Source organism: Xanthobacter sp. DMC12 (assembly GCF_056314105.1).
Map to the genome: position 1 here is coordinate 1 of NZ_JBQUYZ010000007.1, position 26,420 is coordinate 26,420.

Annotated in this window: 27 protein-coding genes; 14 read left to right on the plus strand and 13 right to left on the minus strand. The window is 68.5% G+C overall.

The features are described from left to right. Nucleotides 1-525 (plus strand): 3-hydroxyacyl-CoA dehydrogenase family protein (locus ACT535_RS21605; protein ID WP_476365972.1); only part of this gene is annotated, 525 nt, incomplete at its 5' end. 87 nt (nucleotides 526-612) lie between these two features. On the opposite strand, the gene ACT535_RS21610 is transcribed toward ACT535_RS21605, so the two are convergent. Continuing rightward, nucleotides 613-1,806: an acetyl-CoA acetyltransferase gene (locus ACT535_RS21610; protein ID WP_476365973.1), complete on the minus strand. Its 1,194-nt coding sequence runs from the start codon at nucleotides 1,804-1,806 to the stop codon at nucleotides 613-615. 15 nt (nucleotides 1,807-1,821) lie between these two features. Further along, nucleotides 1,822-3,267, minus strand: coding sequence for a 3-oxoacyl-[acyl-carrier-protein] synthase III C-terminal domain-containing protein (locus ACT535_RS21615; RefSeq protein WP_476365974.1), 1,446 nt, complete (start codon nucleotides 3,265-3,267; stop codon nucleotides 1,822-1,824). 155 nt (nucleotides 3,268-3,422) lie between these two features. Here ACT535_RS21615 and ACT535_RS21620 point away from each other — a divergent pair, with 155 nt between their 5' ends. After that, a complete protein-coding gene (locus ACT535_RS21620; protein WP_476365975.1) occupies nucleotides 3,423-4,658 on the plus strand; it encodes an NAD(P)/FAD-dependent oxidoreductase in 1,236 nt (411 codons plus the stop codon). Nucleotides 4,659-4,877: 219 nt separating this feature from the next. Here ACT535_RS21620 and ACT535_RS21625 read toward each other — a convergent pair whose 3' ends face one another. After that, nucleotides 4,878-5,549: a TetR/AcrR family transcriptional regulator gene (locus tag ACT535_RS21625; protein WP_476365976.1), complete on the minus strand. Its 672-nt coding sequence runs from the start codon at nucleotides 5,547-5,549 to the stop codon at nucleotides 4,878-4,880. A gap of 486 nt (nucleotides 5,550-6,035) precedes the next feature. Between ACT535_RS21625 and ACT535_RS21630 the strand changes: the two genes are divergently transcribed. Continuing rightward, nucleotides 6,036-7,361 (plus strand): phenylacetate--CoA ligase family protein, encoded by a 1,326-nt coding sequence (locus ACT535_RS21630; protein ID WP_476365977.1) that lies wholly within the window; start codon nucleotides 6,036-6,038, stop codon nucleotides 7,359-7,361. 7 nt (nucleotides 7,362-7,368) lie between these two features. Then, entirely contained in the window at nucleotides 7,369-8,271 is a 903-nt protein-coding gene (locus tag ACT535_RS21635; RefSeq protein ID WP_476365978.1) for an alpha/beta hydrolase, read from the plus strand. A 283-nt stretch (nucleotides 8,272-8,554) separates the two neighbouring features. Here the strand turns inward: ACT535_RS21635 and ACT535_RS21640 are convergent, their stop codons facing one another. From ACT535_RS21640 to ACT535_RS21665, 6 genes are all read right to left on the minus strand, one after another. Beyond that, nucleotides 8,555-9,673 (minus strand): CaiB/BaiF CoA transferase family protein, encoded by a 1,119-nt coding sequence (locus tag ACT535_RS21640; protein ID WP_476365979.1) that lies wholly within the window; start codon nucleotides 9,671-9,673, stop codon nucleotides 8,555-8,557. Between the two features lie 5 nt (nucleotides 9,674-9,678). Then, complete coding sequence (locus ACT535_RS21645) at nucleotides 9,679-9,999, minus strand: 2Fe-2S iron-sulfur cluster-binding protein (RefSeq protein WP_168462159.1); 321 nt, start codon at nucleotides 9,997-9,999, stop codon at nucleotides 9,679-9,681. Nucleotides 10,000-10,034: 35 nt separating this feature from the next. Then, nucleotides 10,035-10,760, minus strand: coding sequence for an SDR family NAD(P)-dependent oxidoreductase (locus ACT535_RS21650; RefSeq protein ID WP_476365980.1), 726 nt, complete (start codon nucleotides 10,758-10,760; stop codon nucleotides 10,035-10,037). Between the two features lie 20 nt (nucleotides 10,761-10,780). Further along, complete coding sequence (locus ACT535_RS21655; protein ID WP_476365981.1) at nucleotides 10,781-11,608, minus strand: enoyl-CoA hydratase/isomerase family protein; 828 nt, start codon at nucleotides 11,606-11,608, stop codon at nucleotides 10,781-10,783. Nucleotides 11,609-11,849: 241 nt separating this feature from the next. Next, the gene (locus ACT535_RS21660; RefSeq protein ID WP_476365982.1) at nucleotides 11,850-12,383 is read right to left on the minus strand and encodes an aromatic-ring-hydroxylating dioxygenase subunit beta; all 534 of its coding nucleotides are present in this window, start codon (nucleotides 12,381-12,383) and stop codon (nucleotides 11,850-11,852) included. After that, nucleotides 12,383-13,660, minus strand: coding sequence for an aromatic ring-hydroxylating dioxygenase subunit alpha (locus ACT535_RS21665; protein WP_168462155.1), 1,278 nt, complete (start codon nucleotides 13,658-13,660; stop codon nucleotides 12,383-12,385). Before ACT535_RS21665 ends, ACT535_RS21660 begins: the two co-directional genes overlap by 1 nt. A gap of 399 nt (nucleotides 13,661-14,059) precedes the next feature. Between ACT535_RS21665 and ACT535_RS21670 the strand changes: the two genes are divergently transcribed. The 6 genes from ACT535_RS21670 to budA all read left to right on the plus strand — a co-directional run bounded on the left by ACT535_RS21670 (nucleotide 14,060) and on the right by budA (nucleotide 19,585). After that, complete coding sequence (locus ACT535_RS21670) at nucleotides 14,060-15,208, plus strand: ABC transporter substrate-binding protein (protein ID WP_476365983.1); 1,149 nt, start codon at nucleotides 14,060-14,062, stop codon at nucleotides 15,206-15,208. A gap of 169 nt (nucleotides 15,209-15,377) precedes the next feature. After that, nucleotides 15,378-16,250 carry a branched-chain amino acid ABC transporter permease gene (locus tag ACT535_RS21675; protein ID WP_476365984.1) on the plus strand — a complete coding sequence of 291 codons (873 nt, stop codon included), beginning with the start codon at nucleotides 15,378-15,380 and terminating at the stop codon, nucleotides 16,248-16,250. 2 nt (nucleotides 16,251-16,252) lie between these two features. Continuing rightward, the gene (locus tag ACT535_RS21680) at nucleotides 16,253-17,209 is read left to right on the plus strand and encodes a branched-chain amino acid ABC transporter permease (protein WP_476365985.1); all 957 of its coding nucleotides are present in this window, start codon (nucleotides 16,253-16,255) and stop codon (nucleotides 17,207-17,209) included. After that, a complete protein-coding gene (locus ACT535_RS21685) occupies nucleotides 17,206-17,991 on the plus strand; it encodes an ABC transporter ATP-binding protein (RefSeq protein ID WP_168462152.1) in 786 nt (261 codons plus the stop codon). Before ACT535_RS21680 ends, ACT535_RS21685 begins: the two co-directional genes overlap by 4 nt. Next, entirely contained in the window at nucleotides 17,978-18,679 is a 702-nt protein-coding gene (locus tag ACT535_RS21690) for an ABC transporter ATP-binding protein (RefSeq protein WP_476365986.1), read from the plus strand. Before ACT535_RS21685 ends, ACT535_RS21690 begins: the two co-directional genes overlap by 14 nt. Nucleotides 18,680-18,751: 72 nt before the next feature. Beyond that, nucleotides 18,752-19,585 carry an acetolactate decarboxylase gene (budA, locus tag ACT535_RS21695; RefSeq protein WP_168462150.1) on the plus strand — a complete coding sequence of 278 codons (834 nt, stop codon included), beginning with the start codon at nucleotides 18,752-18,754 and terminating at the stop codon, nucleotides 19,583-19,585. A gap of 35 nt (nucleotides 19,586-19,620) precedes the next feature. On the opposite strand, the gene ACT535_RS21700 is transcribed toward budA, so the two are convergent. From ACT535_RS21700 to ACT535_RS21715, 4 genes are read right to left on the minus strand one after another with little or no spacing between them, the layout of a single operon-like run. Continuing rightward, on the minus strand, nucleotides 19,621-20,166 hold the full coding sequence (locus ACT535_RS21700; protein WP_476365987.1) for an FUSC family protein: 546 nt from the start codon (nucleotides 20,164-20,166) through the stop codon (nucleotides 19,621-19,623). Continuing rightward, the gene (locus tag ACT535_RS21705; protein ID WP_168462148.1) at nucleotides 20,163-21,083 is read right to left on the minus strand and encodes a hypothetical protein; all 921 of its coding nucleotides are present in this window, start codon (nucleotides 21,081-21,083) and stop codon (nucleotides 20,163-20,165) included. Before ACT535_RS21705 ends, ACT535_RS21700 begins: the two co-directional genes overlap by 4 nt. A gap of 51 nt (nucleotides 21,084-21,134) precedes the next feature. Further along, nucleotides 21,135-21,710, minus strand: a complete 576-nt coding sequence (locus ACT535_RS21710) for a hypothetical protein (RefSeq protein WP_168462147.1) — start codon at nucleotides 21,708-21,710, stop codon at nucleotides 21,135-21,137. Further along, nucleotides 21,707-22,120, minus strand: a complete 414-nt coding sequence (locus tag ACT535_RS21715; protein ID WP_476365988.1) for a hypothetical protein — start codon at nucleotides 22,118-22,120, stop codon at nucleotides 21,707-21,709. Before ACT535_RS21715 ends, ACT535_RS21710 begins: the two co-directional genes overlap by 4 nt. Before the next feature lie 116 nt (nucleotides 22,121-22,236). Between ACT535_RS21715 and ACT535_RS21720 the strand changes: the two genes are divergently transcribed. From ACT535_RS21720 to ACT535_RS21735, 4 genes are all read left to right on the plus strand, one after another. Then, complete coding sequence (locus ACT535_RS21720) at nucleotides 22,237-23,256, plus strand: AraC family transcriptional regulator (RefSeq protein WP_168462145.1); 1,020 nt, start codon at nucleotides 22,237-22,239, stop codon at nucleotides 23,254-23,256. A gap of 142 nt (nucleotides 23,257-23,398) precedes the next feature. Beyond that, complete coding sequence (locus ACT535_RS21725) at nucleotides 23,399-23,818, plus strand: hypothetical protein (protein WP_476365989.1); 420 nt, start codon at nucleotides 23,399-23,401, stop codon at nucleotides 23,816-23,818. Next, nucleotides 23,818-25,332, plus strand: coding sequence for a c-type cytochrome (locus tag ACT535_RS21730; RefSeq protein WP_476365990.1), 1,515 nt, complete (start codon nucleotides 23,818-23,820; stop codon nucleotides 25,330-25,332). Before ACT535_RS21725 ends, ACT535_RS21730 begins: the two co-directional genes overlap by 1 nt. Next, nucleotides 25,329-26,396: a hypothetical protein gene (locus ACT535_RS21735; protein WP_476365991.1), complete on the plus strand. Its 1,068-nt coding sequence runs from the start codon at nucleotides 25,329-25,331 to the stop codon at nucleotides 26,394-26,396. The genes ACT535_RS21730 and ACT535_RS21735 overlap by 4 nt, the downstream gene beginning before the upstream one ends. The last annotated feature ends 24 nt before the right edge of the window (nucleotides 26,397-26,420 follow it).

The window sequence follows — 26,420 nt, forward strand, 5'->3', positions numbered from 1 at the left end:
GACATGTCCGGCCTCGACATCGCCTACGCCATGCGGAAGCGCCGGGCGGCGACGCGGGACCCGAACGAGCGCTACGTCGCCATCGCCGATACTCTGGTGGAGGCGGGGCGGCTGGGGCGCAAGACCAATGGCGGCTGGTACGCCTACGACGCAAATGGCAACCGCACGCCGGACCCGATCGTCAAGCAGATCATCGCGCAAGCCCGCACGGCCAAGGGCATCGTGCCGCGATCCTTCACCCCGGAAGAGATCCAGCTCCGGCTGCTCGCTGTGATGGCCAACGAAGGCGCGAGGGAACTCGCCGAGGGCATCGCGCTGCGCCCGTCCGACATCGACCTCGCCTTCGTCAACGGCTACGGCTTCCCGCGCCTGAAGGGCGGCCCGATGCACGCCGCCGACGCCCTTGGCCTTCCCACCATCCTCACCGAAGTCGAAGCCGCCCACGCCACCGGCGGCGCCGGCTCCGAACCCGCACCGCTCCTCGCCCAGCTCGCGGCCGAGGGGAAGACATTCGCAGACTGGTAGAGGGGCTAACTCCCTCGCTCCCAATAAAAAACCCCGCCGCCGGCGCGAGCCGGGCGGCGGGGCAGTCAGCGGGCCGCCACGGTCGGATCAGGCGGCACCGACAATGGTGATGGAGCACACGTTCTGCGCCGGCGCGCCGCCCAGATTGTGGGTGAGGGCGAGGCTGGGGCTCGCGAGCTGGCGCTCGCCGGCCTGCCCGGTCAGCTGCAGCCAGCATTCGTAGAGCATGCGCAGGCCCGAAGCGCCGACGGGGTGGCCGAAGCATTTCAGCCCGCCGTCCACCTGGCTGGGCATGGCGCCATCCGCGTCGAAAGCCCCGTCCAGCATGCGTTTCCAGGCGGTGCCCTCGTCGGCGAGGCCGATATCCTCCAGCGTCACCAGCTCGGTGATGGAGAAGCAATCGTGCAGCTCGGTGAAGCTCAGTTGCGCGCGCGGATCGGCGATGCCCGCCTCCGCATAGGCGCGGCGGGCGGCGATGCGGGCGGTGTGGACATAGGCACCGTTCCAGCCGCTGCTCTGCACCTCCCAGCCGTTGGAGGCGACGAGCTGGATGGCCTTGACCAGAACCGGCGTCTTTCCAAGGCTTTGGGCGATTTCCGGCGTGGTGACGATGGCGCAGGCGGCGCCGTCGGACACCGGGCAGCAATCGAACAGGCCCAGCGGGTCGGCCACCAGCGGCGCATTCACCGCCTGCTCGACGGTTATCGCCTTGCGCAGGTGGGCGTTTTTGTTCCTCACGGCATTGGCATGGCTCTTCATGGAGGTGTGCCCCATGGCCCGCTTGAGGTCGCCGGCGGAGATGTTGTGGCGGGTGCCATAAGCTCGCGCGAGCTGCGCAAAATTTCCGGGATTCGTATGTGTTGGCAGATACATGGGCGCGAAGGTGCCGCGCGAGGCCGGGGGCAGGCCGGCAAAGCCGGTGTCCTTCAGCTTCTCGACGCCCACCGCCAGAGCGATGTCCACCGCCCCTGAGGCCACCGCATAGACGGCGCCGCGAAAGGCTTCCGTGCCGCCGGCGCAGAAGTTCTCTACGCGGGTGACGCCGATGTTGGGCAGCCGCAAAGCCTGCGCCATGGGGGTGCCGGCCTTGCCGGCGCCGATGTCGTCATAATGCGAGGAATACCAAGCCGCGCCAATCTGTTCGGGGGCGATGCCGGCGTGACCCAGCGCCTCCAGATAGGCCTCCGCCATCAGCTCTTCCTGGCCCAAGTCCCAGCGCTCGCCGAAGCGCGAGCAGCCCATGGCGAGGATGGCGACCTTGTCCTTGATTCCGTTGGCCATTTTGTCGCCCTCCGGTCAGGCTGCGGCGAACGGCGCGGGGGCCGCGACCGCCTTCCAGAAATAGCGGCGGAAGCCGGTGCGCTCGTCCATGTCCTTGATGCGGAACACGAAACGCACCGCATCGCCGGTCGAGAGGCGCTCGGCGTCGGGGTCGGTGAAGTCCATCATCAGGCGGCCGCCGCCGGGGATGTCGATGAGGCCGTAGCAATTGGGCGGGCTGCGGGAGAAGGCGAGGCGGTCTGCGGTGGCGGTCGCGACCGTGCCGCCGAGGTCCGCAAGGGGGCATGGTTGCTGGGTTTCCGCGAACAATCCGGCCTCCGCGACGGCAAGGCGGGAGGGGGGAAACTGCACCTGGCCGGTCTCGGGGCTGCGGCTGCCGACGAAGCCCAGCAGAGCCTCGGAATTACGGTACGCGGTGGTCAGCGCCTCGTTCACGGGGAAGCGGCCCCGCAGGCCGCGTTCCCACGGCATGAGGCCGCGAAAGATGGGGAGTTTCAGATAGTTGGCCTCGGAGATGCCATCCGCCAGAACGGCCGAGGCGGCGGCCGGAAACCGGGAGATGGCGTCGGTCGCCTCCAGTACCAATGCGGTGGCGCCCTGGCCGAACTGGGCGACCAGCACCCGCTCGCCGGGGCGCATGTCTTCCATGGCCCGCGCCAGCATCACGAGGGCGTGGGCGGAGCCGGTGTCTCCGCATTCCAGATCAAGGGGTTGCGCCAGTTTTGCGCGAGAGAGACCGGCTGCCTGCGCCGCCGCCTTTGCCGCTCCGGGAATGACGCACGGCAGGACGAAATGGTCGATCTCTGACGCGGAAAGCCCGGTCTTTCCAAGGGCTTCCGCGATGGCGCGGGGCACGAGGTCGAGGAAGCCTTCCTCCCGCACCCAGCGCTCTTCCCAATCGGTGGCGAGCGAGCGGTCGGGGGCGCGATAGCGCTCGATGAAGGGGGCGGAGAGGCTGGCGCCGCCGCGATAGGCGAGGAGGTCAGCCCCGCACCCAATGAGCGCACTGACACCCCCGTCCGAATAGCGCATTTCAGCGGTTCCACCCGGGGTGTTCAGTGGCAATTCGGCAGCAATCAGCAATGCCGGGTCGGACGATTCAAGAGCGGCATGCAGCGCGAGTAGCCCGCACCTCATGGTACCACCGACATCCTGCGTCCGGGTCGCTTCGGGCAGACGCAGGGCGGCATGGATGAGGGACGCCTGCTGCGGCTCGGCGAACACCGGCGTCGTGGTGGCGAAGGTGAGGGCGCGGACGGTCGTGCGGGCCTCGGGGACCTGTTCCAGACACGCCCGGGCGGCGGCGACGCCCATGGTGATGGGGTCTTCGTCCCAATAGGCCAAAGTGCGGGCGCCGCGGGCCTCGCCTCGGGGGCAGAGCCAGCCCATGGCGGCGGTCATGGCGGCGCGCTGGAGGCGCAGGCGCGGCAGGTGGATCGCGAGTGCTGTGATGCCCGTCATGTGGTGCCCGTCTGTGCGGCCGGGGGAGGGGCCTCATCGCCTGCCACGCGCCGAACGTCGGGGCCGACGGCGCGCGGGAAAGCCGATTGCCGCCCGCATTTCGGCAGTATAATAATCAGAACGTTCGGTCAATAAATATCCAAACGGGGGACGCCATGGAAGACGTGGGGACGGATCAGGAGCACATCGCCATCGTCGGAGCCGGGCAGGCGGCTGCTTCCCTCGCGCTGCGCCTGCGGCATGGCGGATATTCGGGTGCGCTGACGATCTATGGCGACGAGCCGCACCCGCCCTATCAGCGTCCGCCGCTCTCCAAGGCCTATCTCAAGCGGGAGTGGACGGTGGACCGGCTTTATCTGCGCCCCGCCGAGTTCTGGAGCGGCCTCGGCGTCGATGTGGTGACGGACGCGCCCGTCACCGTGCTCGATCCGGTTGCCCGCACGCTGGAGGTGGGTGGACGTAGCGTGGCTTGGACCAAGCTGGCGCTCGCCACCGGCACCCGCCCGCGTCCGCTCCCCCCGGAATTTGCAGGTCTCTCAGGCGTCTACGAGCTGCGCAGCCTTGCCGACGCGGACCGGCTGGCGGGCGAGATCCGTCCCGGCCGGCGGCTGCTCGTGCTCGGCGGCGGCTATGTGGGGCTTGAGACGGCGGCGGTGGCGGCGAAGGCCGGGCTCGCCGTCACCGTGGTGGAGCGGGCCGCGCGCATTCTGGAGCGCGTCGCCTGCGCCGAGACCTCCGACGCCATCCGGGCGCTCCATGCGGGCCACGGCGTGCGCATCGTGGAAGGCCGCAGCGTCGTCGGGGTCGAGGCACAGGACGGCGCCGTGGCGGCGGTGGCTCTGGACGACGGCACGCGCCTGGAGGTCGATGCGGTGCTGGTGGGCATCGGTGTCCTGCCCCGCGACGAACTCGCCCGCGCGGCCGGCATCACCTGCGAGAACGGCATCGTGGTGGACGCGCACGGCCGCACCTCGGCGCCCGGCATCTGGGCGGCGGGCGATTGCGCGTCCTTCCCCTTCCAGGGCCTGCCGACCCGGCTGGAGAGCGTGCAGAATGCGGTGGATCAGGCGGAATGCGCCGCGGACGACATGCTCGGCCACACGCGAGACTACGCCCCGGTGCCGTGGTTCTGGTCCGATCAGTACGACATGAAACTGCAAATCGTCGGCCTCAATCGCGGTTACGACGCGGTGCTGCGCCGGCGATCCGAACGGGGCGAATCGCTCTGGTATTTCCGCGATGGCCGGATGATCGCGGTGGACGCGCTGAATGATGCGCGGACCTATATGGCGGCAAAGAAGCTGCTGGAGGCGGGGGCTGTGCTGACGCTCGATGAGGTGGCGGCGGAGGGGTTCGACCCGGTGGCGCGGATGAAGCGGTCGGCGGCGTGAGGGGGGCGGCTGCGGTCTGGCTGTTGGGGAGGACGATGATTTAGAGCGCTGTCATGCCCCGGCTTGTCCGGGGCATCCACCCGACCGCGGGCTCGGTGCTCGATCGCCAAAGGCCAGCCCAGCCGCAAAGTGGATCCCCCGGACAAGCCGGGGGATGACGGCGGACAATGCGGGTCAAACCCTCTACCGGCCGCTGCGTCGGCCCCTTCAGCCGCCCCTCTACTCCTTCCCGCTGCGCCCCTCATGCCGGCCGGCATGCCGACCGTCCGGCTTGGCGTGGGGCGTGCCGCTCGCGGGCGCGGGGGCGCTGGCGTAGCCTTTCACGAAGAGGTCCACCGTGCGGTCGGCCAGCTCGTTGGGCGTCACGGCACCGTCGGCGTGGTACCACGTGTAGGTCCAGTTGATCATGCCGAAGAACAGCATGGTGTCCACGTGGGCCGTGCTGGAATGGGCGAGATCCGGCCGCAATTGCAAGAGGATGTCCCTGACATAGGCGATCAGCTCGCGCTGCTTCGCCACCAGCACCTTGCGCGTCTCGGGGGCGAGGAATTCCGCGCAGGTGAGCAGCGCCACGTGCTGGTCGCGCGAGACGCTATAGACATCGAGGAACAGGCGGGTGAGCTGGCGGAAGCGCTCCTCCGGGTCCTGATAGCCGTAAAGGGTCTGCCGGCACTTCATGAGGAGGCTTTCCACATGCGAGGTCAGCAGGTCGGAAAGGATCGCCTCCTTGGAGGTGAAATAGTGATAGAGCCGCGACTTGGAGCACTCGCACGCCTCGGCGATGTCGCCGATGGAGGTGGCCGCATAGCCGCGCTGCGCGAACACCGACGCCGCCCGTTCCAGGATGGTGTCGTGGATATTGTCGTATTCGGCTGAGCGCGTTCTCGCCACGGCGGCCACACCTGCAAGAATGTTCCGATCATTCGGTCTATAGGCGCATGGGGCGGCGGTGCCAAGGGCGGCGGGCGCATTGGCGTGTCCTTGGAGTTGTTTGAAGAAGCTGAAGGGCGGAATGTGGCTCATCATGTCCAGTCGTCATGCCCGGGCTTGTCCCGGGCATCCACGTGGTTCGGCCGGGAAAAGTATTGATGGAGTTGTGAAATCGGCCGACGTGGATGGCCGGGACAAGCCCGGCTATGACGGTTGGGGCACGTGCGCGCCCGCTTGTGCAGTTTCGGCGTTGTTACCCTGCGCCAAACCCGCCGCGCGTGCCTTCGCTGCCTTCCCCATGGTAGCCTCGCCCCGTCATCGCGCCACCAACGTTGATGCAGATCAAAATCGCCGTTTACATAGACCAGTCGTTCGGTCTATTAATTCGCCAACCGGGAGCGGCCACAAGAGCCGCGTGTTTCAACGGTCGGATGGGGGAGGAGCCACATGCAGCATCCTGAGGTGGAGTCGCTCGATCGCGACGGTATTCTGAAGCTCCAGCGCGAGGGCCTTGCCAGCCTCGGTGCGCGTCTGGCGCAGTGCGACACCTGGAAGGCGCATTTCGCGCAGGCCGGCATGAAGCCGGAGGACCTCGCCAGCGCGGATGGCCTCGCCAACGCGCCCTTCATGGACAAGTCGCTGCTGCGCGACCTTTATCCCTTCCCCTTCCTCACCGTCCCCATGGACAAGGTGGAGCGCTTCGTCGCCACCTCCGGCACCACCGGCCTGCCGGTGACCTTCGGCATGACGAAGAACGATCTGCACAGCCTGCTGCCGTCCCAGATGGCGCGCCTGCTCACCGCGGCGGGCGTGAAGCCCGGCTTCCGCGCCTATCAGGGCTATGGCTATGGCCTGTGGATCGGCGGCCCGGCGCTGGATGCCGGCTTCTCCGCCGTGGGCTGCACCAATTTCCCCATCGGCCCCGGCCGCGGCGAGCTCGCCGCCCGCTGGCTGCGCGACCACGCCTATGACGTCGCCTCCATGTCACCCCTGTGGCTGATGACTCTCGTGCAGGCGGCCAAGCACCAGGGCATCAACCCGCGCAACGACTGGACGCTGAAGGTCGCCATCCTCGGTGGCCAGTCGGTCTCGGCCGAGTTCCGCGCGCAGCTGGAAGCCGAGATGCCCGAGGGCTTCATGAGCCACAACATCTACGGCACCACGGAAGCCGGCGGGCCCATCCTCGCCATCTCCACGCCCTTCACCCACGCCGACGACGAATTGCAGCTCCTCAACGAGGATACGGTGATCGTCGAGATCCTCGATCCCAAGACCATGAAGCCGGTCTCCGAGGGCGAGGTGGGTGAGATCGTCATCACCACCCTGCGCAAGGAAGCCTCCCCGGTGGTCCGCTGGCGCACGCGCGATCTCGTGCGCCTTTCCCCGCGCCCCTATGACTGCCCCTCGGGCCGGCGCGGCATGCGCAAGATCGGCCGGATCATCGGGCGCACCGACGACATGATCAAGTTCAAGGGCGTCATCGTCTTCCCGTCGCAGATCGAGGACGTGATCGCCGGCATTCCCGGCCTCGCCAAGGAAGCCTGGCAGATCTATGTGGACAAGGAAGCCACCACCATCGGCAAGATGACCGTGGCGGTGGAGGCGGTGGCCGCCTCGCAGCGTCCAGGCGAGGATGCGGCGGCCGACGTGCGGCGCGAGATCAAGGCCCGCCTCGGCATCAACGTGAACGTGGAGTGCCACCCTGAAGGGGAGCTGCCGCGCTACGAGGCCAAGGCCACGCGCGTGCTGCACCGGCCCGAAGCGACCCACTGAGGCGGCCTTGGCAGAGGCTCTTTCCTCCGACGCACCCGCCTTCGAGCGGGTGCGCGCGCGCATCGCCGCAGCGACCTCCGCCTGGGCGGCGGGCATGACGCTGGCCGAGATCCGCAACAGCTTCGAGACCTTCCTCGGGGCGGGCGAGGGCGCGCCGGAGGTGTCGCGCACGCCCCTCACGCTCGGCGGCCTTCCCGCCTGCGCCTTCGATGCCACGGGCGGCGATGCCACCCGCGTGCTGCTCTATTGCCATGGCGGCGGCTTCCAGATCGGCTCCGTGCGCTCCCATGCGGGGCTGATGGCGCGGATTGCGCTCGCGAGCGGAATGCGGGTGATCGGCTTCGATTATCGCCTCGCCCCCGAACACCGCTTTCCGGCGGCGCACGACGACGCCTTCGCCGCCTATCGCGCGCTGGTGGAGGCGGGCGGGGCGCCGCTCGCGCTCGTGGGGGATTCCGCCGGTGGGGCGCTGGCGCTGGGCACCGTCCAGCGGGCGCGGGACGCGGGTCTGGCGCTGCCGAAGGCGCTGGTGCTGCTCTCGCCCTGGCTCGATCTCACCATGGGCGGGGAGAGCTATGTGGCGCTGGCGGAGAAGGACATCTTCTCCCGCCCCGAGCAGCTGAAGGCCATGGCGCGCACCTATCTCGGCCGGACCCACGCGCCGGACGATCCCGCCGCCTCGCCGGTGCTGGGCGATCTTTCGGGCCTGCCGCCGGTGCTGGTGCATGCGGGCGGGCACGACATCACGCTCGACGACAGCCACCTCCTCGCCCGCCGCGCCGCGGAGCAGGGCGGGCGGGTGGAGGTCGAGGTGTTCCCCGGCATGTGCCACCATTTCCAGGTGTTCGAGGAATTGCCCGAGGCGGCTGCGTCGCTCTCCCGCATCGGGGACTTTTTGCGCGGGCTCTGAAACCCGGCCCTCCTCCCGACGCCTTTCGACGTCGCATGTGCCGGGCCCACTCTCCGGCCTCCCGCCACCGCCGGGAGGCCGGTTTTTTCGTGGGCTGCCCCGTTTACTTGCGGCCTCTATCCTACAATACGGCGTCATGGCCGGGCGTGTCCCGGCCATCCACGTCGGGCCGATCGAGCTACAGTCCGAGAATTGATCCCCGGCCGTTCCACGCGGATGCCCGGGACGAGCCCGGGCATGACGGCTGGGGGGCGCGTCAGCTCTCCGCCTCACCCCATTCAGCTCACCCCAGCCGCGCCGGATCGAGCCCCCAGTCGGAGAGGATGGCCCGCCCGTCCGCGCCCGGCGCCGAAGGGCCGTGGGTCACCTCGGAGGGGGTCGCGGAGAAGCGGGGGGCGGGGGCGGGCTGGGTCACGCCGTCCACCTCCACGAAAGCCCCGCGCGCCTGCGCATGGGGGTGGGCGGCGGCTTCGTCCCAGTCGAGGATGGGGGTGACGCAGGCGTCCGTGCCGTCGAACAGCGCCGCCCAATGGTCGCGCGGCTCGGTGAGGAACACCGCCGCGAGGCGCGCCCGCAGTGCGCCCCAAGAGGCGGGATCGGCGGCGTGAGTGAAGTCGGCGGCGTCGAGCCCCAGCCGCTCGATGAGGATGCGGTGAAAGCGGCCCTCCACCGGCGCCACGGCGAGGAACTTCCCGTCCGCGCAGGCATAGGTGCCGTAGAAATAGGCCCCGCCATCGAGCAAATTCGCCCCGCGCGCATCGCTCCATATCCCGCCGGCGCGGAAGCCCCAGAACATGGCGGCCAGCAGCGACGCGCCGTCCGTCATGGCCGCATCCACCACCTGGCCCTGCCCGGTGGTCTTCGCCGCCAGCAGCGCCGCCACCATGCCGAACGCCATCAGCATCCCGCCGCCGCCGAAATCGGCCACGAGGTTCAGCGGCACGGGCGGCGGCGCATCGGCCGGGCCCATGGCGGCGAGCGCCCCGGTCATGCCCAGATAGTTGAGGTCGTGCCCGGCCGCATCCCTCAAGGGCCCCTCCTGCCCCCAGCCGGTCATGCGGCCGTAGACGAGGCGCGGATGGGCGGCAAGGCACGGCTCCGGCCCGAGGCCGAGGCGCTCCATGACGCCGGGCCGGAATCCCTCGATGAGGCCGTCAGCGCGGGCGATCAGATCGCGCATGATGCCGAGGTCGCGCGCGTCTTTCAGGTCGAGGGCCAGCGAGCGGCGGCCGCGCGCCAGCACGTCGAAGCGCGTGTTCATGAGCGGGATGTCCGCCCGCGCGCCCTTCTGGTGGATGCGGATGACCTCCGCTCCCGCATCCGCGAGCATCATGGCGGCGAAGGGGGCGGGGCCGAGGCCCACCATCTCGACGATGCGCAGTCCCGAAAGCGGACCCGGCATCGCCCTCAGCCCTGGCCGGCGGGCAGATGGACGACGAGGCCGTCCAGCGCCGGCGCCACCTTCACCTGGCAGGAGAGGCGGGAGGTGTCGCGCACGTCCTCGGCGAATTCGAGCATGTCGCGCTCCATGCCGGAGGCTTCGCCCACCTGCGCGGACCAGGCGGGGTCCACATGCACGTGGCAGGTGGCGCAGGAACAGGCGCCGCCGCACTCGGCGACGATGCCGGGCACATTGGCGCGGCGGGCGCATTCCATGACGGAGAGCCCATCATCGGCATCGATCTCGATGCGCTCGGCGGCGGGCGTGACGAAGACGATGCGGGTCATCGGGGGCTTCCAGTCTATTGGTCTTGCTTGAACAATCAGGCGCCGCAGCCCATGCCGCCGGAGACGCCCAGCACCTCGCCGGTGACGAAGGAGGCGCCCGGCGACGCGAGGAAGGCCACCGCCGCGGCCACTTCCTCCGGCTCGCCCATACGGCGCAGGAGGGTGAGGGCGGCCATGTCGGCGAGGATCTTCTCGCCGACCTCCGCCACCGCCCGCTCCACCATGGGGGTGCGGATGGGGCCGGGGGCGACGGCGTTGGCGGTGATGCCGTAGCGGGCATTCTCGCGGGCGATGGAACGGGTGAAGCCGATGAGCCCGGCCTTGGCGGCGGCATAGACCGCCCCACCCTTGGAGCCCAGCCGCCCCGCTTCCGAGGCCACGTTCACCAGCCGCCCGTAGCGCGCCGCCTGCATGGCGGGCAAAGCGAGGCGGGTGAAGAGAAAGGCGGTTTCCAGATTCACCGAGAGCAGGAAGCGCCAGTCGTCCACCGTGGTGTCGGTGAAGAAGGCGTGCTGGTCGGCGCCGATATTGTTCACCAGCACGTCGAACCCGCCGTGCGTGGCGAACAGCGCCTGCGCGGCTGCCGCGTCCGTCCCGTCCATGTGGACGAAGGTGGCCCCGGTTTCCGCCGCGAGCGCGCTGCCGGCCGTGGCATCGCGATCGCAGAAGGTCACGGCCATCCCGTCCGCGCCCAGCTTGCGGACGATGGCGGCGCCGATGCCGGCGCCGCCTCCGGTCACGAGCGCGCGGCGCGGGGGCAAGGGCGGCTTCGCGGGGGCGGTCATCGGCCGGTGAAGACGGGCTTGCGCTTCTCGATCACCGCCGCGAGGCCTTCCCGGCTGTCGGCGGTGAAGGAGAGTTCGGAGACGGTGCGCGCCTCCTCCGGCAAGGCGCGCTCCACATCCAGCGCGTTCCACAGCAGGCGCTTGGTGGCGGCCATGGCGAGGGGCGCGCCGGCGGCATAGAAGCGCGCGGCCTTGCCGGCTTCCTCAACCAGCGCCTCGTCCGGCACGCACTTGGTGATGAGGCCGATGGCCTGCGCCTCCTCGGCGGTGACGACGCGGTTGGAGAGCATGATTTCCGCCGCGCGGCGGAAGCCGACGAGGTGGGGCAGGATGACGGAAGCGCCGGCATCCGGCGCCATGCCAACGCGCGTCGCGCCGGCCATGAATTTCGCGCCCGCGCCGGCAATCACGATGTCCGACGCGCACACGAGGCCGAGCCCGCCGCCGCCCGCTGCATAGCCGTGCACCTCGGTGACGACGATGGCCTTGAGGCGGATGAGCGCGCCGATGGCGACCTGGAGATAGGCCGTCACCTCGCGCAGGAAATCGCCCAGCGCCTCACCCTTGGAGGCGAACTCGCGCACGTCGCCGCCGGCACAGAAATTCGCGCCAGCGCCGCGCAGGTGAACCACCCGCACATCGGGGGCGCGATGCACCACCATGATGGCCTTGTAGAGCGCCTGCATCAGCTCGATGTTCATGCCGTTGGCCGAGCCGGGACGGTTGAGCGTGAGGGTGGCGACGCCATCGGCGTAATCGAGCAGGACGGGGCCTTCGGAGATCCAGCTTTCGGAGGGGGTGCTGTGTGTGGTGCTGTGTGTCATGGGGTGCCTCTGGGGGCGGGAGGGGAGGGCGCTGCTTGAGCGGCCGTCATGCCCGGCCTTGTGCCGGGCATCCACGTCGGGCCGCTGGCGCGGTGGTCGGAGGAGCGTTCCCGGCCTTACCACGTGGATGGCCGGAACCCGCATGTTTGCGGGTTCCGTTCTCAGGGTCGGAAGTCGGCAACAGCCGACTTCTGGGACAAGCCCGGCCATGACAGCGGGAAGAGGGGCGGAATACCCGCCCTCACACCAGAAACGACAGCGTGAAGATCGGCTTGTTGTTGTTCACGAGGCAGATCTTCTTGCGCACCAGACGGAAGCCCTGCTCCGTCATGCGCAGGCGATAGGTGTTGCGCGCCGCCCAGAGGGTGTCGCCGCGCAGATTGTCCTCGTAGATGAGGACGTTGGCGCGCACGTTCACCTCGGGGCCGCGCACCTCGGCGATCTCGATGTTGGAGATCACGCGGGCCAGCTCCGAACGCGGCGTCTGGGTATGGCGACGGCCGGTCTTGAGCTGGCGGATGCGCACGCCGATGCGCGAGCGGTTGTCGTAGAGCACCGACATTTCCTTCTCGGGGTCGGTGTCGTCGCCATTGGCGGGGACCCAGTAGATGGCATCATCGGTCCACAGCGCCTCCCACCCGTCGTAATCGTGGGTGTCGGCGAGGCGGGCCTCCAGATAGAGGAACTGCGCTACCTGATGGTGCAGCGTCGCCGGCTCCAGCTTGGCGAGGTCGGGAGCGGAGGCGTCCGCGAAGGAATGGGCGAGGGCGGTCATCAGCGGGCCTCCGTCATCAGGTTCAGATAGTGGCGCCAGATGCCGCGCTGGGGCGTCTCGTCGGTGGAATGGGCGATGCGGAAGCCGTTCTCATCGAGGCGCTCGCGGTGCAGGCCGCGCGAAAGCACCAACCATTCGGGATCGAGGATCTGCGCGCCGCGATGGTTGCGCTCGTACATCTCGGTGTCGTCGGCGAGCAGCAGGCCGGCGGGGCCCACCGAGCCCATGGTCTGCTGGCGCAGGCGCCGGTTGATGTCCGGCGCGCCCTTGAACTGCACGGCGGTGACATGCTGGATGGTCTCGTCCACCGCCACCGGCTGGAGCACGAAGATCTGGATCTCGGCGATGAAGAGGTTCGGGAAGATCATGACGTGGGGCGAGCCGTCGATCATGATCTCGCGGGCGCGCTCCTCGCCATAGGCCGCGTTCATGCTCTTCACGTACTCGGGCAGGCGCTCCGGCGTGGTGCCGAACCACTGCAGCGGCTTGTCGTTCTTGCGCCATTCGGGGCGCAGGTCGAATTCGGTGTGGCCGTTGCCATAGTCGCGGGTCAGCGCGGTGGAATCCGCGCCGTAAAGGCTGCCGATGCCGGAGTTCGTCACCTGGAAGACGGAGCCGTGGACGAAGCCGGGGTGGTAGCCGTCCGTCTCGTTCTCCAGCATGAACTTCCAGTTGGCCTTGGTGCGGTGCTGCAGGAAGCCCGCGGTCAGCTCCAGTTCGCCGGTGGGCGAGTTGTCGAGCAGCTGGTCGAGGGCCGCCTTGGCGCCGCCGAGATGCTCTTCCAGCGAGATGCCCTCGGCCGCCATGGAGCCGAAGACGAAGCCGCGATAGATGGCGATGCGCGGCACCTTGCCGAGGTTCAGCCCGGCCTTGCTCTGGCCCTCGTAGCCCTCCGGCAGGGCATAGCCCATGAGGTCGCCGGTGTTGGAGAAGGTCCAGGAGTGATAGGGGCAGGTGAAGGACGTGCGGTTGCCCTTCTGGTAGGCGCACAGCTGGTTGCCGCGATGGGGGCACTTGTTGAGGAGGAGGCGGACCTCGCCTTCCCGGTCCCGCACCATAAGCACCGGCATGGGGCCGATGGACTTGGTGACGTAGTCGTTCTTGTTGGGAATTTCGCTGGTGTGGCCCACATAGACCCAGGTCTTGTACCAGATCTTCTCCAGCTCTTCCTGGAAGATGGCCGGATCATAGTAAAGACGGCTGTTGATGCGCGCGGGCTCGATGAGCGCGCGATAGTCGCGGGCCTGTGCGGCCTCGGACACGGCGGCGTGCGGCATGGCGGTCCACCCCTGATGTGGCGTTGAATCGGCGGCGTTGGATTGTCGGATAATTCATCGAACGATCGATCTAACTATTCTCGCGTTCCTTGAGCCATGTCAAGCGGCGCCCTGCGGCCTTCCGGCGCAAATTCGTCGAGGCGGGAGAGCGAAGGGGCGTGGAAACGTACCGGCTACCTCCCTGAAGGCCGACGAAAAATTGGCCCGGCTGACGCTGCGTTCAAGCGCTGCAGATTCTGGTGGCAATGCGAATGGATCTGAATTAAAAAGACCGAACGATCTAACGATAATAGATCGAAGCGTGATGCCCCCTCGCTTATCCCCGCAGGCTTGCCTCCTCAGGCTTGCCGGCGGTGGCGACGGCGCGGCGGCGTCAGCCATCAATCCTGGGGAGGACACATGAAGAGGATTGTCACGGGCGCCCTCGCGCTGGCTCTGCTCGCCACCGCCGCCACTGCCCCCGCCCTTGCCGACATCAAGATCGGCGCCGTGGTTTCCGAGACGGGGCCAGCCTCTTCGCTCGGCGATCCCGAGGCCAAGACCATCCGCATGATGGTCGAGGAGCTGAACGCCAAGGGCGGCATCAAGGGCGAGAAGGCGAAGCTCGTCCTCTATGACGACGGCGGCGATCCCTCCAAGGCCAAGACCTTCGCCACCCGCCTCGTGGAAGACGACGGCGTGGTCGCCATGGTCGGCGGCACCACCACCGGCACGTCGCTCGCCATTCTGGCCGTGGCGGAGGAGAGCAAGGTGCCCTTCATCTCGCTCGCCGGCGCCATTGAGATCATCGATCCGGTGAAGCCCTATACCTTCAAGACCCCGCACACCGACCGCATGGCGTGCCAGAAGATCTTCGACGACATGAAGGCCCGCGGCCTCACGAAGATCGGCCTCATCTCCGGCACCGACGGCTTCGGCGCCTCCATGCGCGCCCAGTGCATCGCGGTGGCCAAGACCTCCGGCATCGAGATCGTCGCGGACGAGACCTATGGGCCGAAGGATGCGGACATGACCCCGCAGCTCACCAACATCCGCAACAAGCCGGGCATCCAGGCGGTGCTCAACACCGGCTTCGGGCAGGGGCCGGCCACCATCACGCGGAACTATGCGCAGCTGGGCATTGCCCTGCCGCTCTACCAGTCCCACGGCGTCGCCTCCAACGCCTTCATCGAACTCTCCGGCGCCAAGAATGCCGAGGGCGTGCGCCTGCCCGGCACCGCGCTGCTGGTGGGCGAACTGCTCGATCCGAAAGACCCGCAGAAGAACGTGGTGCTGGCCTACAAGGCGAGCTTCGAGAAGGCGGCCGGCGGCGCGCCGGTCTCCACCTTCGGCGGCTATGCCCATGACGCCATGCGCATCCTCACCGAGGCGCTGGCGAAGGCGCCGTCCGCCAAGCCCGCCGCCATCCGCGACGCCATAGAGGGCACCACTGGCCTCGTCGGCACCACCGGCACCTATAATTACTCGAAGACCGATCATCTCGGCCTCGATCTTTCCGCCTTCCGCATGCTGGAAATCAGCAGCGGCGGCTGGAAGCTGGTGAAGTAGCCACCCTTTTACTGAACATCTTCCGCCGCGCGGGTCGCGGCGGACCATAAAGCCGCCCCCGCCGGGCTTCGCGCCCGGCGGCAATGCGCGGCACCCCTTCCACACAGCGTGACGCGGCCTGCCGGCCCATCCGGCCCGCCGCCTCGAACCGCCCGCGGGGAGCGAGCGTATGTCCGATCTGCTGCAATTCCTGGTGTCCGGGGTCACGGTGGGCGCGGTCTATGCCCTCGTCGCCCTCGGCTTCACCATCATCTACAACGCCTCCGACGTGGTGAACTTCGCCCAGGGCGAGTTCGTGATGCTGGGCGGCATGATCTCGGTTGCCGGCGTCGCGGCCGGGCTGCCGCTGCCGCTGGCTGCGCTCATCGCCATCGCGCTCACGGCGGCCATCGGCGTGGCGCTGAACACCTTCGCCATCGAGCCGGCGCGCGGGGCGCCCGTGGTGTCGCTCATCATCATCACCATCGGCGCCTCCATCTTCATCCGCGGTGTCACCCAGATCGTGCTCGACAAGGGCACCCACCGCCTGCCGTCCTTCTCCGGCGACGATCCCATCCACGTGCTGGGCGCCACCGTGCTGCCGCAGAGCCTGTGGGTGGTGGCGGGGGCGGTGGGCATCTTCGTGGCGCTGTGGCTGTTCTTCACCCGCACGCTCACCGGGCGCGCGGTGCTCGCCACCTCCAATAATCGCCTCGCGGCGCAGCTCGTGGGCATCAACACGCGCTTCGTGATGACGCTGTCCTTCGCCCTCTCCGCCGCCATCGGCGCGCTGGCGGGCGTGCTCATCACCCCCATCCTGCCCACCAGCTTCGAGATCGGCATCTCGCTGGCGCTGAAGGGCTTTGCCGCCGCCATGCTGGGCGGCATGGGCAACCCCAAGGGGGCGCTGGCGGGCGGGCTGCTGCTCGGCCTCATGGAGGCGCTGACGGCGGGCTACATCTCCTCCCACTACAAGGATGCGGTGGCCTTCTTCGTCATTCTCGCCGTGCTGTTCGCCTTCCCGCGCGGCCTCTATGGCAGCAATCCGGTGGAGCGCGTGTGACCATGCGGCTCTCCTCCAAGCAGTCCACCCTGCTGGTGCTGGCGGTGCTCATCATCGCCAGTCCCTTCTTCTTTCCGTCGAACTATTATTACCGCGTCGGCTCGCTGGTCTTCGTCAATGCCATCGCGGTGGTGGGCATCGTCATCCTCACCGGCTATGCGGGGCAGATCAGCCTCGGCCATGCGGGGTTCCTTGGCATCGGCGGCTATGCCTGCGCCCTGCTGCCGGCGCATTTCGGCCTGCCGCCGGCGCTCGCGGTGGTGGCCGGCGCGGCGCTTTCGGGCGCCATCGCCTATGTGGTGGGACGGCCGATCCTGAAGCTGAAGGGCTATTATCTCGCGGTGGCGACGCTCGGCTTCGGCGTGCTGGTGTCCATGGTGCTCGCCAACGAAGGCTGGCTGACGGGCGGGCCGGACGGCATCAAGGTGCCGGACCCCGGCCTGCGTGCGCTGCTGGAACAGGTGGGCATCGAGCTTACCAACCCGCAATTCTGGTACGCCCTCTGCGGCCTCGTGCTGTTCATCGGCGCCTGGCTCGCGCTGAATCTCCACGACAGCCCCACCGGCCGGGCACTGCGGGCGCTGCACGGCTCGGAGGTGGCGGCGCGCACGGCGGGCATCGATGTGGCGAAGGCGAAGCTGAACGCCTTCGTCATCTCCGCCGTCTACGCCTCCGTCGCCGGCTCCTTGCTGGCCTTGCAGAACCGGCTCATCACGCCGGATGTGGCGGGCTTCATGCACTCCATCGAGCTTGTCACCATGGCGGTCTTGGGCGGGGCGGGCTCGGTGCTGGGCGGCATCTTCGGCGCGGCGCTGCTCACCTTGCTGCCGCAGGTGCTCACCGTGCTGCAGGACTATGAGCACGTCGTGCTCGGCCTCGTGATGATGCTGGTGATGATCTTCCTGCCGGCGGGGCTCATCCCCAGCGCCCGGCGCCTGCTGCGGGGGAGGGGGGAATGAGCCTCTTGCAAGTGGAAGGCCTCGGCATCTCCTTCGGCGGCGTCACGGCGGTCAACGACGTGTCCTTCGCGCTGGACCAGGGCAAGATCGTCTCGGTCATAGGCCCCAACGGGGCGGGCAAGACCACGCTCTTCAACATGATCTCCGGCGTCTACCTGCCGAAATCCGGCCGGGTGCGCCTCGACGGCGCGGACGTCACCGGCCTTCGCCCGGACCTACTGGCGGGGCGGGGCATGTCGCGGACCTTCCAGAACCTTCAGATCTTCCACGAGATGAGCGTGCTGGAGAACGTCATCGTCGGCTTCCACATGCACGAGCGCGGGCCGGTGCTCGCCGATCTCTTCGGCCTGCCGGGCTCGCGCAAGCGGGCGCGCGCGGCGGCGGAAGGCGCGCGGGTTCTGCTGGAGCGGGTGGGGCTGGAGCGGGCGGCCGAGCGCGAGGCCGGCGCCCTCTCCTACGGCGCGCTGAAGCGGCTGGAAATCGCCCGGGCGCTCGCCGCCCGCCCCCGCGTGCTGCTGCTGGACGAGCCGGCGGCCGGCTGCAACGCGGTGGAGACGGAGGAGATCGACCGCCTCATCTGCGAGGTGGCGAAGACCGGCGTCGCCATCCTGCTGGTGGAGCACGACATGAAGCTGGTGATGCGCCTGTCCGACACCATCGTGGTGCTCGACCACGGCGAGAAGATCGCCGAGGGCGATCCGGCTGTCGTCAGCCGCGACCCGAAGGTGATCGAGGCCTATCTCGGCGCCGGCACGACGGAGGCGCTTCATGCTCACGGTTGAGGGGCTGCGCTCGCGCTACGGGCGCATCGAGGTGCTGCACGGGGTGGACCTGTTCGTCGGCTCCGGCGAGATCGTCACCGTGGTGGGGGCGAACGGCGCGGGCAAGACCACGCTGCTGCGCTGCCTCTCCGGCGTGCAGCCGGTGTCGGGCGGCTCCATCACCTTTCGCGGCGAGGCTTTGACGGCTGTGCCCGCCTATCGCCGGGTGGCGCGGGGGCTGGCGCAATCGCCGGAGGGGCGGCAGATCTTCACCAATCTCAGCGTGGAGGAAAACCTGCGCCTCGGCGCCTTCGTCTTCGCGGATGAGCGGGTGGAGCGCGACATGGCGGATGCCTTCGCCATGTTCCCGATACTCAAGGAAAAGCGCAACCAACTCGCCGGCGGTCTCTCTGGCGGGCAACAGCAGATGCTGGCCATCGCTCGCGCCCTCATGGGCCGGCCGGCCTGCCTGTTGCTGGACGAGCCCTCCATGGGCCTTGCGCCCATCCTTGTGGCGCAGATCTTCGAGGTGGTGAAGGGGCTGAAGGCGCTGGATGTCACCGTGCTGCTGGTGGAGCAGAACGCCTTCGGGGCGCTCTCGGTAGCGGACCGGGGCTATGTGATGGAGACCGGCCGAGTCACCATGGTCGGCCCGGCGGCGGAGCTGATCGCCGATCCGCGCGTGCGGGAGGCGTATCTGGGGATTTGAGGCGCGTTGCCTCCGCGCGGCAAATCTGCTCTTGGAAGGCCGTTGCTCCCAGCCCGCCGGAGAGACGGACCCATGCCGCGCCTCGAGATCGATCTGCCGCTCTCCCTCATGACCGCGCTGGAGCAGGAAGCCGCCCGCGCCGGCAAGGATCTCGGCGCGCATGTCCGCGCCATCCTCGCCGATCACCTGAAGGCCGAGGTCCACACCGTGTTCCAGATCTCCACCTCCGGCGCGCTGGTGGCGGGGGTGTATGACCGGGAGGTCAGCGTCGGCACGCTGCTGGAGCATGGCGATTTCGGCCTCGGTACCTTCGCCGGGCTCGACGGGGAGATGGTGGTGCTGGACGGCAAGGCCTTCCAGGCCCGCGCCGATGGCGAGGTGCATGAGGCGCCGGCCGACGCGGGCTCGCCCTTCGCGGTGGTGACGCGCTTTTCCGCCGACCGCGTGGGGGAGACCGGGGACGTCACCAGCTTCGACGGCCTCGGCGCCGCCTGTGACTGCTTCCGTTCCTCCAACAACATCTTCCACGCCGTGCGGCTCGATGGGCGGTTCAAGAAGGTGAAAGCCCGCGCCGTGTGCCCGCCCAAGCCCGGCACCCCGCTCGCCGAGGCGGCCAAGACCCAGAGCGAATTCACCTTCGAGGATGTGGACGGCACGCTGGTGGGCATCTGGTCGCCCTCATACTCCGCCGAGTTCAGCGTGGAGGGCTACCACTTCCACTTCCTCTCCGACGACCGCAGCCAGGGCGGCCATGTGCTGGAGGTGGAGGCGGGGCCGCTGAAGATCGCGGTGGAGAACCTCACCGACTTCCACCTCATCCTGCCCGAGACCGAGCACTTCCTGAAGGCGAACCTCGACCAGGACGTGGCGGCCACCCTCAACAGCGTGGAGCGCTCGCACGCCTGAGCAGCACGGGACGGGGGATACCCTCGGCGCCCCGCTCAGGCCTTCGCCTTGGCCGGCTTTTCCGGGACGTGCCAGACCTTGGACATGGCCCACGACACCAGCGCGCCGACGAGGCAGCCGAGGATGATCTCGCCCACCCGCCGCACGCCGATCTCCATGCCCGAGAGGTTGGAGTGCGCGGAGACGGCGGAGGCGACCACCAGCGCGGCGGTGATCGGGCACTGGCGCCACATGGTGGGAATGCGCACCAGATAGGACGAGGCGAGCGCCGCCAGCGCCATGGCGAACGGCAGCTTCCATTCGTCCACGCCGCCGAACAGCAGGAACAGGATGCCCACGGCGCAGCCGAGCAGGGCGTTGACGAAGCGGGCGCGGAAATTGGCGAACGCCTGCTTCACCTGCGGGTCGCTCGCCGCCACCATGGAGGCGATGGCCCAGATGGGGTTGAGCCCCGCCAGCACCTTCAGGAGCAGCCACAGGAGCGTGCTGCCCACGAAGATGTTCACCGCCAGATGGACGCCGAGGAACTCGTCCCCGCGCATCCGCTCCAGCAACGGCCGCTTCGCCATCTTCAGGCTCACTCGTGCGCCTGGGGCGGGTTGCCCTTGAGGCGATAGACGAGGCCGGTCTTGGTGGTGCCGAGGGACAGCCAGTCGCGGGTCGTCTGCTGCAGCTCGATGAAGAACAGGCGGCAGCGCTGGAGCGCCTTGTCGTGCAATTCGTTGCGGCGCTCGAACTTGGCCTGGAAGGCGAATTCGCCGCACATGGGACGGTGGGTGCCGCGCTCGCGCCAGATGGCGATGTTGGCCTTGGCGGTGACGCCCTTGCCGAAGTCGAGCACGCCGAGGTCCTGCAGCACCTCCTCGACGATGGTCTGGTTCACCAGCTCCACCCGCTGGTCGGCGAGGGTCTTCAACTGGCCGAGGACGGGGAACACCTGCGCCAGGGTGGACATGGCGGTGTTGTCGCCTTCCGGCGCCTGGCTGATGCCGAACTGCACATTGTGCGAATAGAGCATCCGGTAGCCGCCCACCTGGTCCTTGAGGGGCAGGGCCTCGGCCTTGAACTTGATGCGGTACTGCCCGGCGATCAGCGGGCGCACGTCCAGTTCCGCCGCCGTCTTGAGGTCCGGATGGCGGAACTTGAAGACGATCTCCGGGTCTTCCGCGGGAAAGCCGTTCTCGTAGCGGATGCGGCGGCGCAGGATGAAGGCGTTGTTGTAGAGCCCGAAGTCGGCGGTATCGAGGAACAGAACCTCGCGCACTTCAGGCTTCAGCACGATGCCCTTGTCGGAGAAGTCGATGCCGAACTTCTTGGCGGTCTTGGCCATGATCTTCCCGTATTCCAGGAAGGCCTTGGCCGAGGTGAAGCGTTCGGGCTTGAGGATGAGCTTGCACTCGAGATAGTGGATCTCGTCGTGCGGGCTGCCGTCGCTGTAGACGCGGCGCTCGGCGTCGGTCTCGGTGCCGCTCGATACGGCCGCAACTGCCTTGGTCATCGCTTCTCCCCCTTCTGGTCAGTTCAGGCGCGCCCCCCGGTGCGCCCGCCGTCAAAAATGTGGCTCGACGCGCGTGGGCTCGTCTTCGGTGCGCCGGTGGAAGAGGATCTGCCGCATCCGGTCTGCGCCGATGGCGCGCGTGACGTTCTTGAAGGCGAAGAAGGGCAGCAGCGACACGAACAGGATCACCGAAACGAGGAGTGCCCCAATCAGCCCGCCGCCGCCGACCTCGATCTCGCTGGCGGTAATGGCGTGGCCGGTAAACTTCGCCACCACCGACCGCTCGATGACGTGGAAGACGAGGAAGAACAGGGTGCAGATCACCGCCTCGTAGAGGATGACGAGGATGAGCGGCCGGCCCTTCAGCCAGCGCGCGACTTCGAGATCCTCGATCACCAGCATCACCTTGGCGAGCACCAGCGCGTTGAGGAAGGCGAAGCCCTGGAAGGTCATGGTGCCGCCATGGGCGCGCTCCACCACCGCCTGGTTCAGCACGAACAGGCCAAGCAGCACCCACAGATAGAGGAACAGGAACAGGAAGCTGCGAATCTCCCGGATGGCCAGTTCCTTCAGGGCCGCGGCGCGGCCGCCTCCGGTCGCATTGCCCTCAGGGCGCCCCTCGCTCATGTCCGATCTCCCCCGGTTCCGGCCTGCCGCACGTCCGCGCCGTGGTGCGGGACGGCACGGTGCGCGGCCGACGCGCCGGGCGCGACGCCAACCTTCAGCACCCCCGCGATCTCCGCGACCTCGGCCCCGGCGCGCGCGTGCCGGATGCTGCGCTGCGTGCCGGGCGCATAGATGTGCGGGAAGGAGCCTGCAAAGGCAATACGGACAGGTTCAAGCTTTCCCGCCGTGACATGGCCGCCGCGCAGGCTGCCGGCGCGGCAGGCGGGCGCGACGCGGGGCCGGGCCAGCGCGCCGGAACGGCACGAAGGAATGGACATCGCGATGGGCGTCTTGATGGCTGCGCGTCCGATGAGGGTGAGACTTTCCCCCCGCGTCGCGCCGCCGGCGCGGATGTGGCGCGGGAAAGCCACGGTCCATCGGGCATATAGCAGGAGGCGCCTGCGCTCACTTGCGATTTTGCGACTGAAATGGAAATGTTCCGCCCTCGTACAGCCTTGCGTTGGCACGCGTTTCGCGGGATCGGGACATGCCGGAAGGATCGCAGCGGGTGGGGGCGCTGGTTCATGTGCCCGACGTCTTGCGCGGTCTCGGCGTGGAGCCTGGCGAGGTTCTTGACGCCTGCGGCCTCGCGCCCGACGCCATCGCCGATCCCGAAGGCCAGATCCCGTTCACTATGGCGAGCCGCCTCTTCCATGTGGCGGCCGGGCGCTCCGGCTGCCCGCATTTCGGCCTGCTGGTGGGCCAGAGGAACGCCAGCGAGAGCCTGGGCCTCGTCGGCCTGCTGATGCGCAACGCGCCCACCTGGGGCCGGGCCATCCTCGACCTCGCGGAGAATCAGCGCCGCTATGTGCGTGGTGCCGTCCCCTACGTCATGGAGCGGGAGGGCGTCGCCTGGAGCGGCTATTGCGTCTACCAGCGCAACGCCGAGGGCGCCGAGCACATGGAAGACGGCGCCATTGCCATCGGCTTCAACCTGATGCGCGAACTGTGCGGCGCCCGCCCCTCCGAGGTCTGGCTGGCGCGCCGCGCGCCGGCCGATCCGCGCCCCTATCATGCGTTCTTCGGCGTGCGCGTGCGGTTCGACAGCAGCCATTCGGCGCTGGTGTTCCCGAGCGAGGTGCTCCGGCACAAGGTGAGGACCGCCGATCCCGCCCTGCGCGCCGCGCTGGAGGAGCGCGTCCGCACCTATTGGGCGGTGGACACGCCGAAGATGGCGGATCGTGTCGTGCGGCTGCTGCGCTCGCGCATCCTGTTCCACGACGTCCAGGTGCAGACCATCGCCGCCGCCCTGTCGATCCATCCGCGCTTTCTTGAGCGGGCGCTGAAGGAGGAGGGGACCACCTATCGCGACCTTCTCCTGCAGAGCCGGGTGGAGGTGGCCCAGCGGCTGCTCACAGGCACGCGCCTCAGCGTGACGGAGATCGGCACCGCGCTCGGCTACAGCGACACCAGCGCCTTCAGCAACGCCTTCCGCCGTGTCGCCGGCGTGCCGCCCTCCGCCTGGCGCGCGCGCATCCCGGCCGAGCGTTCGGCCCAGGCCGGGTGAGGCCGGCGCGGCCCGGCTTTCATCCCGCTTCACGTGCCCGGCGCGCCGGGATGCTTCGTCGGCTTGGACCGTTTGTCCAATCGTGCCGTGCGGGCGCCTCACCATAGTGGGCCATCCGCGATCACAGCACGACGGACCAAAGATGACCGCCCACGCTATTTCCAGGCTGGGGGCTTGGCTTGCCGCCCGGCCCGACCGGCTCGCGGTGGTGAATGCCCTGCTGCTCACCGCCATCCTGATCCTGCTCGGCAGCGCGGACCTGTTCCGCTTTGTCGGCGGCGCCGCCATCCTCCTGTGCGCGGCGGCGGTGCTGGCCCGCGCGTTCCGGCGCCTGGCGCGGAACCCGCTTCCCCTTCATCCCTACGATCTGGCGCTGCTGCTGGCGCCGACGGTGATCGCCGCCGCGCTCGCCGCCGGGGCGCTCGCGCTGGTCGCCTCCCATCCGCCGGGCAGCTTCGCCCACACGCTCGGCCTCGTTCTCTTCACCATCGAGTTCGCGCTGCTCGCGCTGGCGGCGAGCGATGCCGAAGGCGCGGCCTTCGGCAGTCCGGCGAGGGCGTGATGGACTTTCCCGTTTTCCACCTCGACATCCTCGGCAACCGCGGCCTCATCGCCACCATCGCCATCCTCCACGTGCTCATCAACCACGGCCTCGCGGTGGGGCTCATGCCCCTGGTCGCGGCCATGGAATGGTACGGCCACCGGCGCGGCGATGCGCGCTGGGACGCTCTGGCCTACCGCATCCTGTTCGTCGCCTTCCTCATCACCACCACGGTCGGGGCGCTGACCGGCGTCGGCATCTGGCTGTCGGTGTCGCTGGTGAACCCCTCGTCCATCGCCAGCCTCATCCGCGTCTTCTTCTGGGCGTGGTTCGTGGAATGGCTGGTGTTCATCACCGAGGTCTGCCTGATCCTCGCCTATACGCTCACCTGGAAGACCTGGGCGACGGGCGCCGCCAAGGTGCGCCACATCCGCCTCGGCTTCGCACTCGCCTTCTTCTCCTGGGTGACGATGGCGATCATCGTCTCCATCCTCGGCTTCATGATGGACCCGGGGAACTGGCTCTCCCACCACACCCTGTGGAGCGGCTTCACCAATCCCGTCTACCTGCCGCAGCTCGCCTTCCGCACGCCGCTCGCGGCCGCCATGGCGGGGGTCATCGCCATGTTCCTCGTGCCCTTCTTCGTGAAGCGGGACGATCCCTTCCGGGCGACGGCGCTCCGGGCCATCGCGGTCTGGACGCTGGTGGCGGCGCCGCTCGTTCTGGCGGGCGGGCTCTGGTACTACGCGGTGGTGCCGCAGGCCATGCGCGAGAATTTCGGCGTGGCGCTGGCCAGCCTGCAATTCGCCGAGTGGCAGCAGAGGTTTCTGGAGATCGCGGTGGTGACCGTGGTCGCCATCCTGGCAGTGGTGCAATTGGCCATCGCCCGCCCGCAACTGATGCCGCGCGTCGTCCTCGTCGTGCCGTTCGTCGCCATCCTATGGATGACCGGGCATTTCGAGCGGGTGCGCGAATTCGTCCGCAAGCCCTATGTCATCGGCAGCTACATGTATGCCAACGGCTTCCGGGTGGACGACTACGCCCTGCTCCAGCGCGACGGCGTGCTCGCCTATGCCACCTATTCCAACCCGCTGACTCCGGCTGAGAAAACCGGCCTGCCCGAGGGCCTTGCCGAGCCGGAGCGCGCGGCGCTGCTGATGCGCCTGCAGGCGGGCAAGGACGTGTTCATGAACACCTGCTCGCGCTGTCACACGGGGCACGGGGTGAATTCCATCACCGGCCATCTCCAGCGCATGTTCGGCGACCAGCCGTGGAAGAGCGAGCTGACCGCCGGCTACATCGAGAACATGCACGAGGCCCAGCCCTTCATGCCGCCGTTTCCCGGCAACGGGCGGGAGCTGGAGCTGATGGGCGCCTATCTCGAGCACCTCCAGCACAACAGCGCGCCCATTCCCGGCGCGCAGCAGGCGGGCGTCGTCGTCATCACCCCGACGCTGCGCGCCGCCCTCACCGGCGCCTTGCCCCTCACCCAGGCCTCCGCAACGCCCCCCACGCGGGAGACCGGCACGCGATGAACCCCAACATTCCCGTTCCCCACGACATTCCTTTGCCCATGCCGGCGCCGGAACCGGTGCTGGTCCTGGTGCTGATCGTCTTCTTCCTCATGCACATCGCCTTCGTGAACTTCATGGTGGGCGGGGCATTGCTGTCCTTCATCTATGAAGCGCGCGGGCTCAGGCAGAAGCGCTACGATCGGCTCGCCCATGAGATCGCCTCCACCATCACCGCCAACAAGAGCATCGCGGTGGTGCTGGGGGTGGGGCCGCTGCTGGCGATCAACACGCTCTATACGGTCTATTTCTACAGCGCGAATGCGCTCACCGGCGCGCTGTGGGTGTCCATCATCCCGCTGGTGGTGATCGCCTTCGTGCTCACCTACATCCACAAATATCTCTGGCACCGGATGGAGCGGATGAAGGCCCTGCACCTCGCCATTTCCGGCGTGGCGTGCCTGCTCTTCCTGTTCATCCCGCTGATCTTCCTCGCCAACGTCAACCTGATGCTGTTCCCCGAGAAATGGGGCGAGGTGCACGGCTTCCTCTCCGCCCTCGCCTTGCCCAACGTGCTGCCGCGCTATGCCCATTTCGTGCTGGCGTGCCCGGCCATGGCGGGGCTGTTCCTCGTGTGGCTGTTCCGGCGGCGGAGCGAGGTGGAGATCGCGGAAACCGGCTTCAGCCGGGCCGAGCTGATCCGCCTCGGCTATCGCTGGGCGTTCTGGCCCACCATGGCCCAGTTCCTCGTCGGCCCGGTGGCGCTCTTCACCCTGCCGCAGACGAGCGGTCCGCAGGCCGGCGCCTTCGGCCTGTTCGGCCTCTCCATCCTCGTGTCGCTGGCGCTGTGCGTGGTGATGATCCGCGAAATCCGCGGGCCGGATGGCGCCATCGGCCGCATGTTCGGCCTGGCCGCGTCCCTGATGCTGGTGGTGGTGGTGCTGATGGGCGCCGGGCGGCATCTCTATCGCGAGGCGGCGGTGAGCGAGCATCGCGAGATGGTCCGCGCCAAGACGCTCGACTACGTGCGCAAGGCCGAGGAGGCGCGCCGGCAGGCAGCGGCAGCCACCGCCGGGGCGGGGAGATGATCGCAGGCCCCGGGGCGCGGCCTT

Bases quoted from the DNA above. Each gene is read 5' to 3' on its own strand.
- ACT535_RS21675 (WP_476365984.1), top strand. From the start codon at position 15,378: ATGTCCGATCTGCTGCAATTCCTGGTGTCCGGGGTCACGGTGGGCGCG.
- ACT535_RS21730 (WP_476365990.1), top strand. From the start codon at position 23,818: ATGGACTTTCCCGTTTTCCACCTCGACATCCTCGGCAACCGCGGCCTC.
- ACT535_RS21735 (WP_476365991.1), top strand. From the start codon at position 25,329: ATGAACCCCAACATTCCCGTTCCCCACGACATTCCTTTGCCCATGCCG.
- ACT535_RS21665 (WP_168462155.1), bottom strand. From the start codon at position 13,660: ATGCCGCACGCCGCCGTGTCCGAGGCCGCACAGGCCCGCGACTATCGC.
- ACT535_RS21610 (WP_476365973.1), bottom strand. From the start codon at position 1,806: ATGGCCAACGGAATCAAGGACAAGGTCGCCATCCTCGCCATGGGCTGC.
- ACT535_RS21710 (WP_168462147.1), bottom strand. From the start codon at position 21,710: ATGAGCGAGGGGCGCCCTGAGGGCAATGCGACCGGAGGCGGCCGCGCC.
- ACT535_RS21685 (WP_168462152.1), top strand. From the start codon at position 17,206: ATGAGCCTCTTGCAAGTGGAAGGCCTCGGCATCTCCTTCGGCGGCGTC.
- ACT535_RS21680 (WP_476365985.1), top strand. From the start codon at position 16,253: ATGCGGCTCTCCTCCAAGCAGTCCACCCTGCTGGTGCTGGCGGTGCTC.
- ACT535_RS21670 (WP_476365983.1), top strand. From the start codon at position 14,060: ATGAAGAGGATTGTCACGGGCGCCCTCGCGCTGGCTCTGCTCGCCACC.
- ACT535_RS21660 (WP_476365982.1), bottom strand. From the start codon at position 12,383: ATGACCGCCCTCGCCCATTCCTTCGCGGACGCCTCCGCTCCCGACCTC.
- ACT535_RS21640 (WP_476365979.1), bottom strand. From the start codon at position 9,673: ATGCCGGGTCCGCTTTCGGGACTGCGCATCGTCGAGATGGTGGGCCTC.
- ACT535_RS21690 (WP_476365986.1), top strand. From the start codon at position 17,978: ATGCTCACGGTTGAGGGGCTGCGCTCGCGCTACGGGCGCATCGAGGTG.
- ACT535_RS21645 (WP_168462159.1), bottom strand. From the start codon at position 9,999: ATGACCCGCATCGTCTTCGTCACGCCCGCCGCCGAGCGCATCGAGATC.
- ACT535_RS21655 (WP_476365981.1), bottom strand. From the start codon at position 11,608: ATGACACACAGCACCACACACAGCACCCCCTCCGAAAGCTGGATCTCC.
- ACT535_RS21630 (WP_476365977.1), top strand. From the start codon at position 6,036: ATGCAGCATCCTGAGGTGGAGTCGCTCGATCGCGACGGTATTCTGAAG.
- ACT535_RS21725 (WP_476365989.1), top strand. From the start codon at position 23,399: ATGACCGCCCACGCTATTTCCAGGCTGGGGGCTTGGCTTGCCGCCCGG.
- ACT535_RS21615 (WP_476365974.1), bottom strand. From the start codon at position 3,267: ATGACGGGCATCACAGCACTCGCGATCCACCTGCCGCGCCTGCGCCTC.
- ACT535_RS21720 (WP_168462145.1), top strand. From the start codon at position 22,237: ATGCCGGAAGGATCGCAGCGGGTGGGGGCGCTGGTTCATGTGCCCGAC.
- ACT535_RS21705 (WP_168462148.1), bottom strand. From the start codon at position 21,083: ATGACCAAGGCAGTTGCGGCCGTATCGAGCGGCACCGAGACCGACGCC.
- ACT535_RS21620 (WP_476365975.1), top strand. From the start codon at position 3,423: ATGGAAGACGTGGGGACGGATCAGGAGCACATCGCCATCGTCGGAGCC.
- budA (WP_168462150.1), top strand. From the start codon at position 18,752: ATGCCGCGCCTCGAGATCGATCTGCCGCTCTCCCTCATGACCGCGCTG.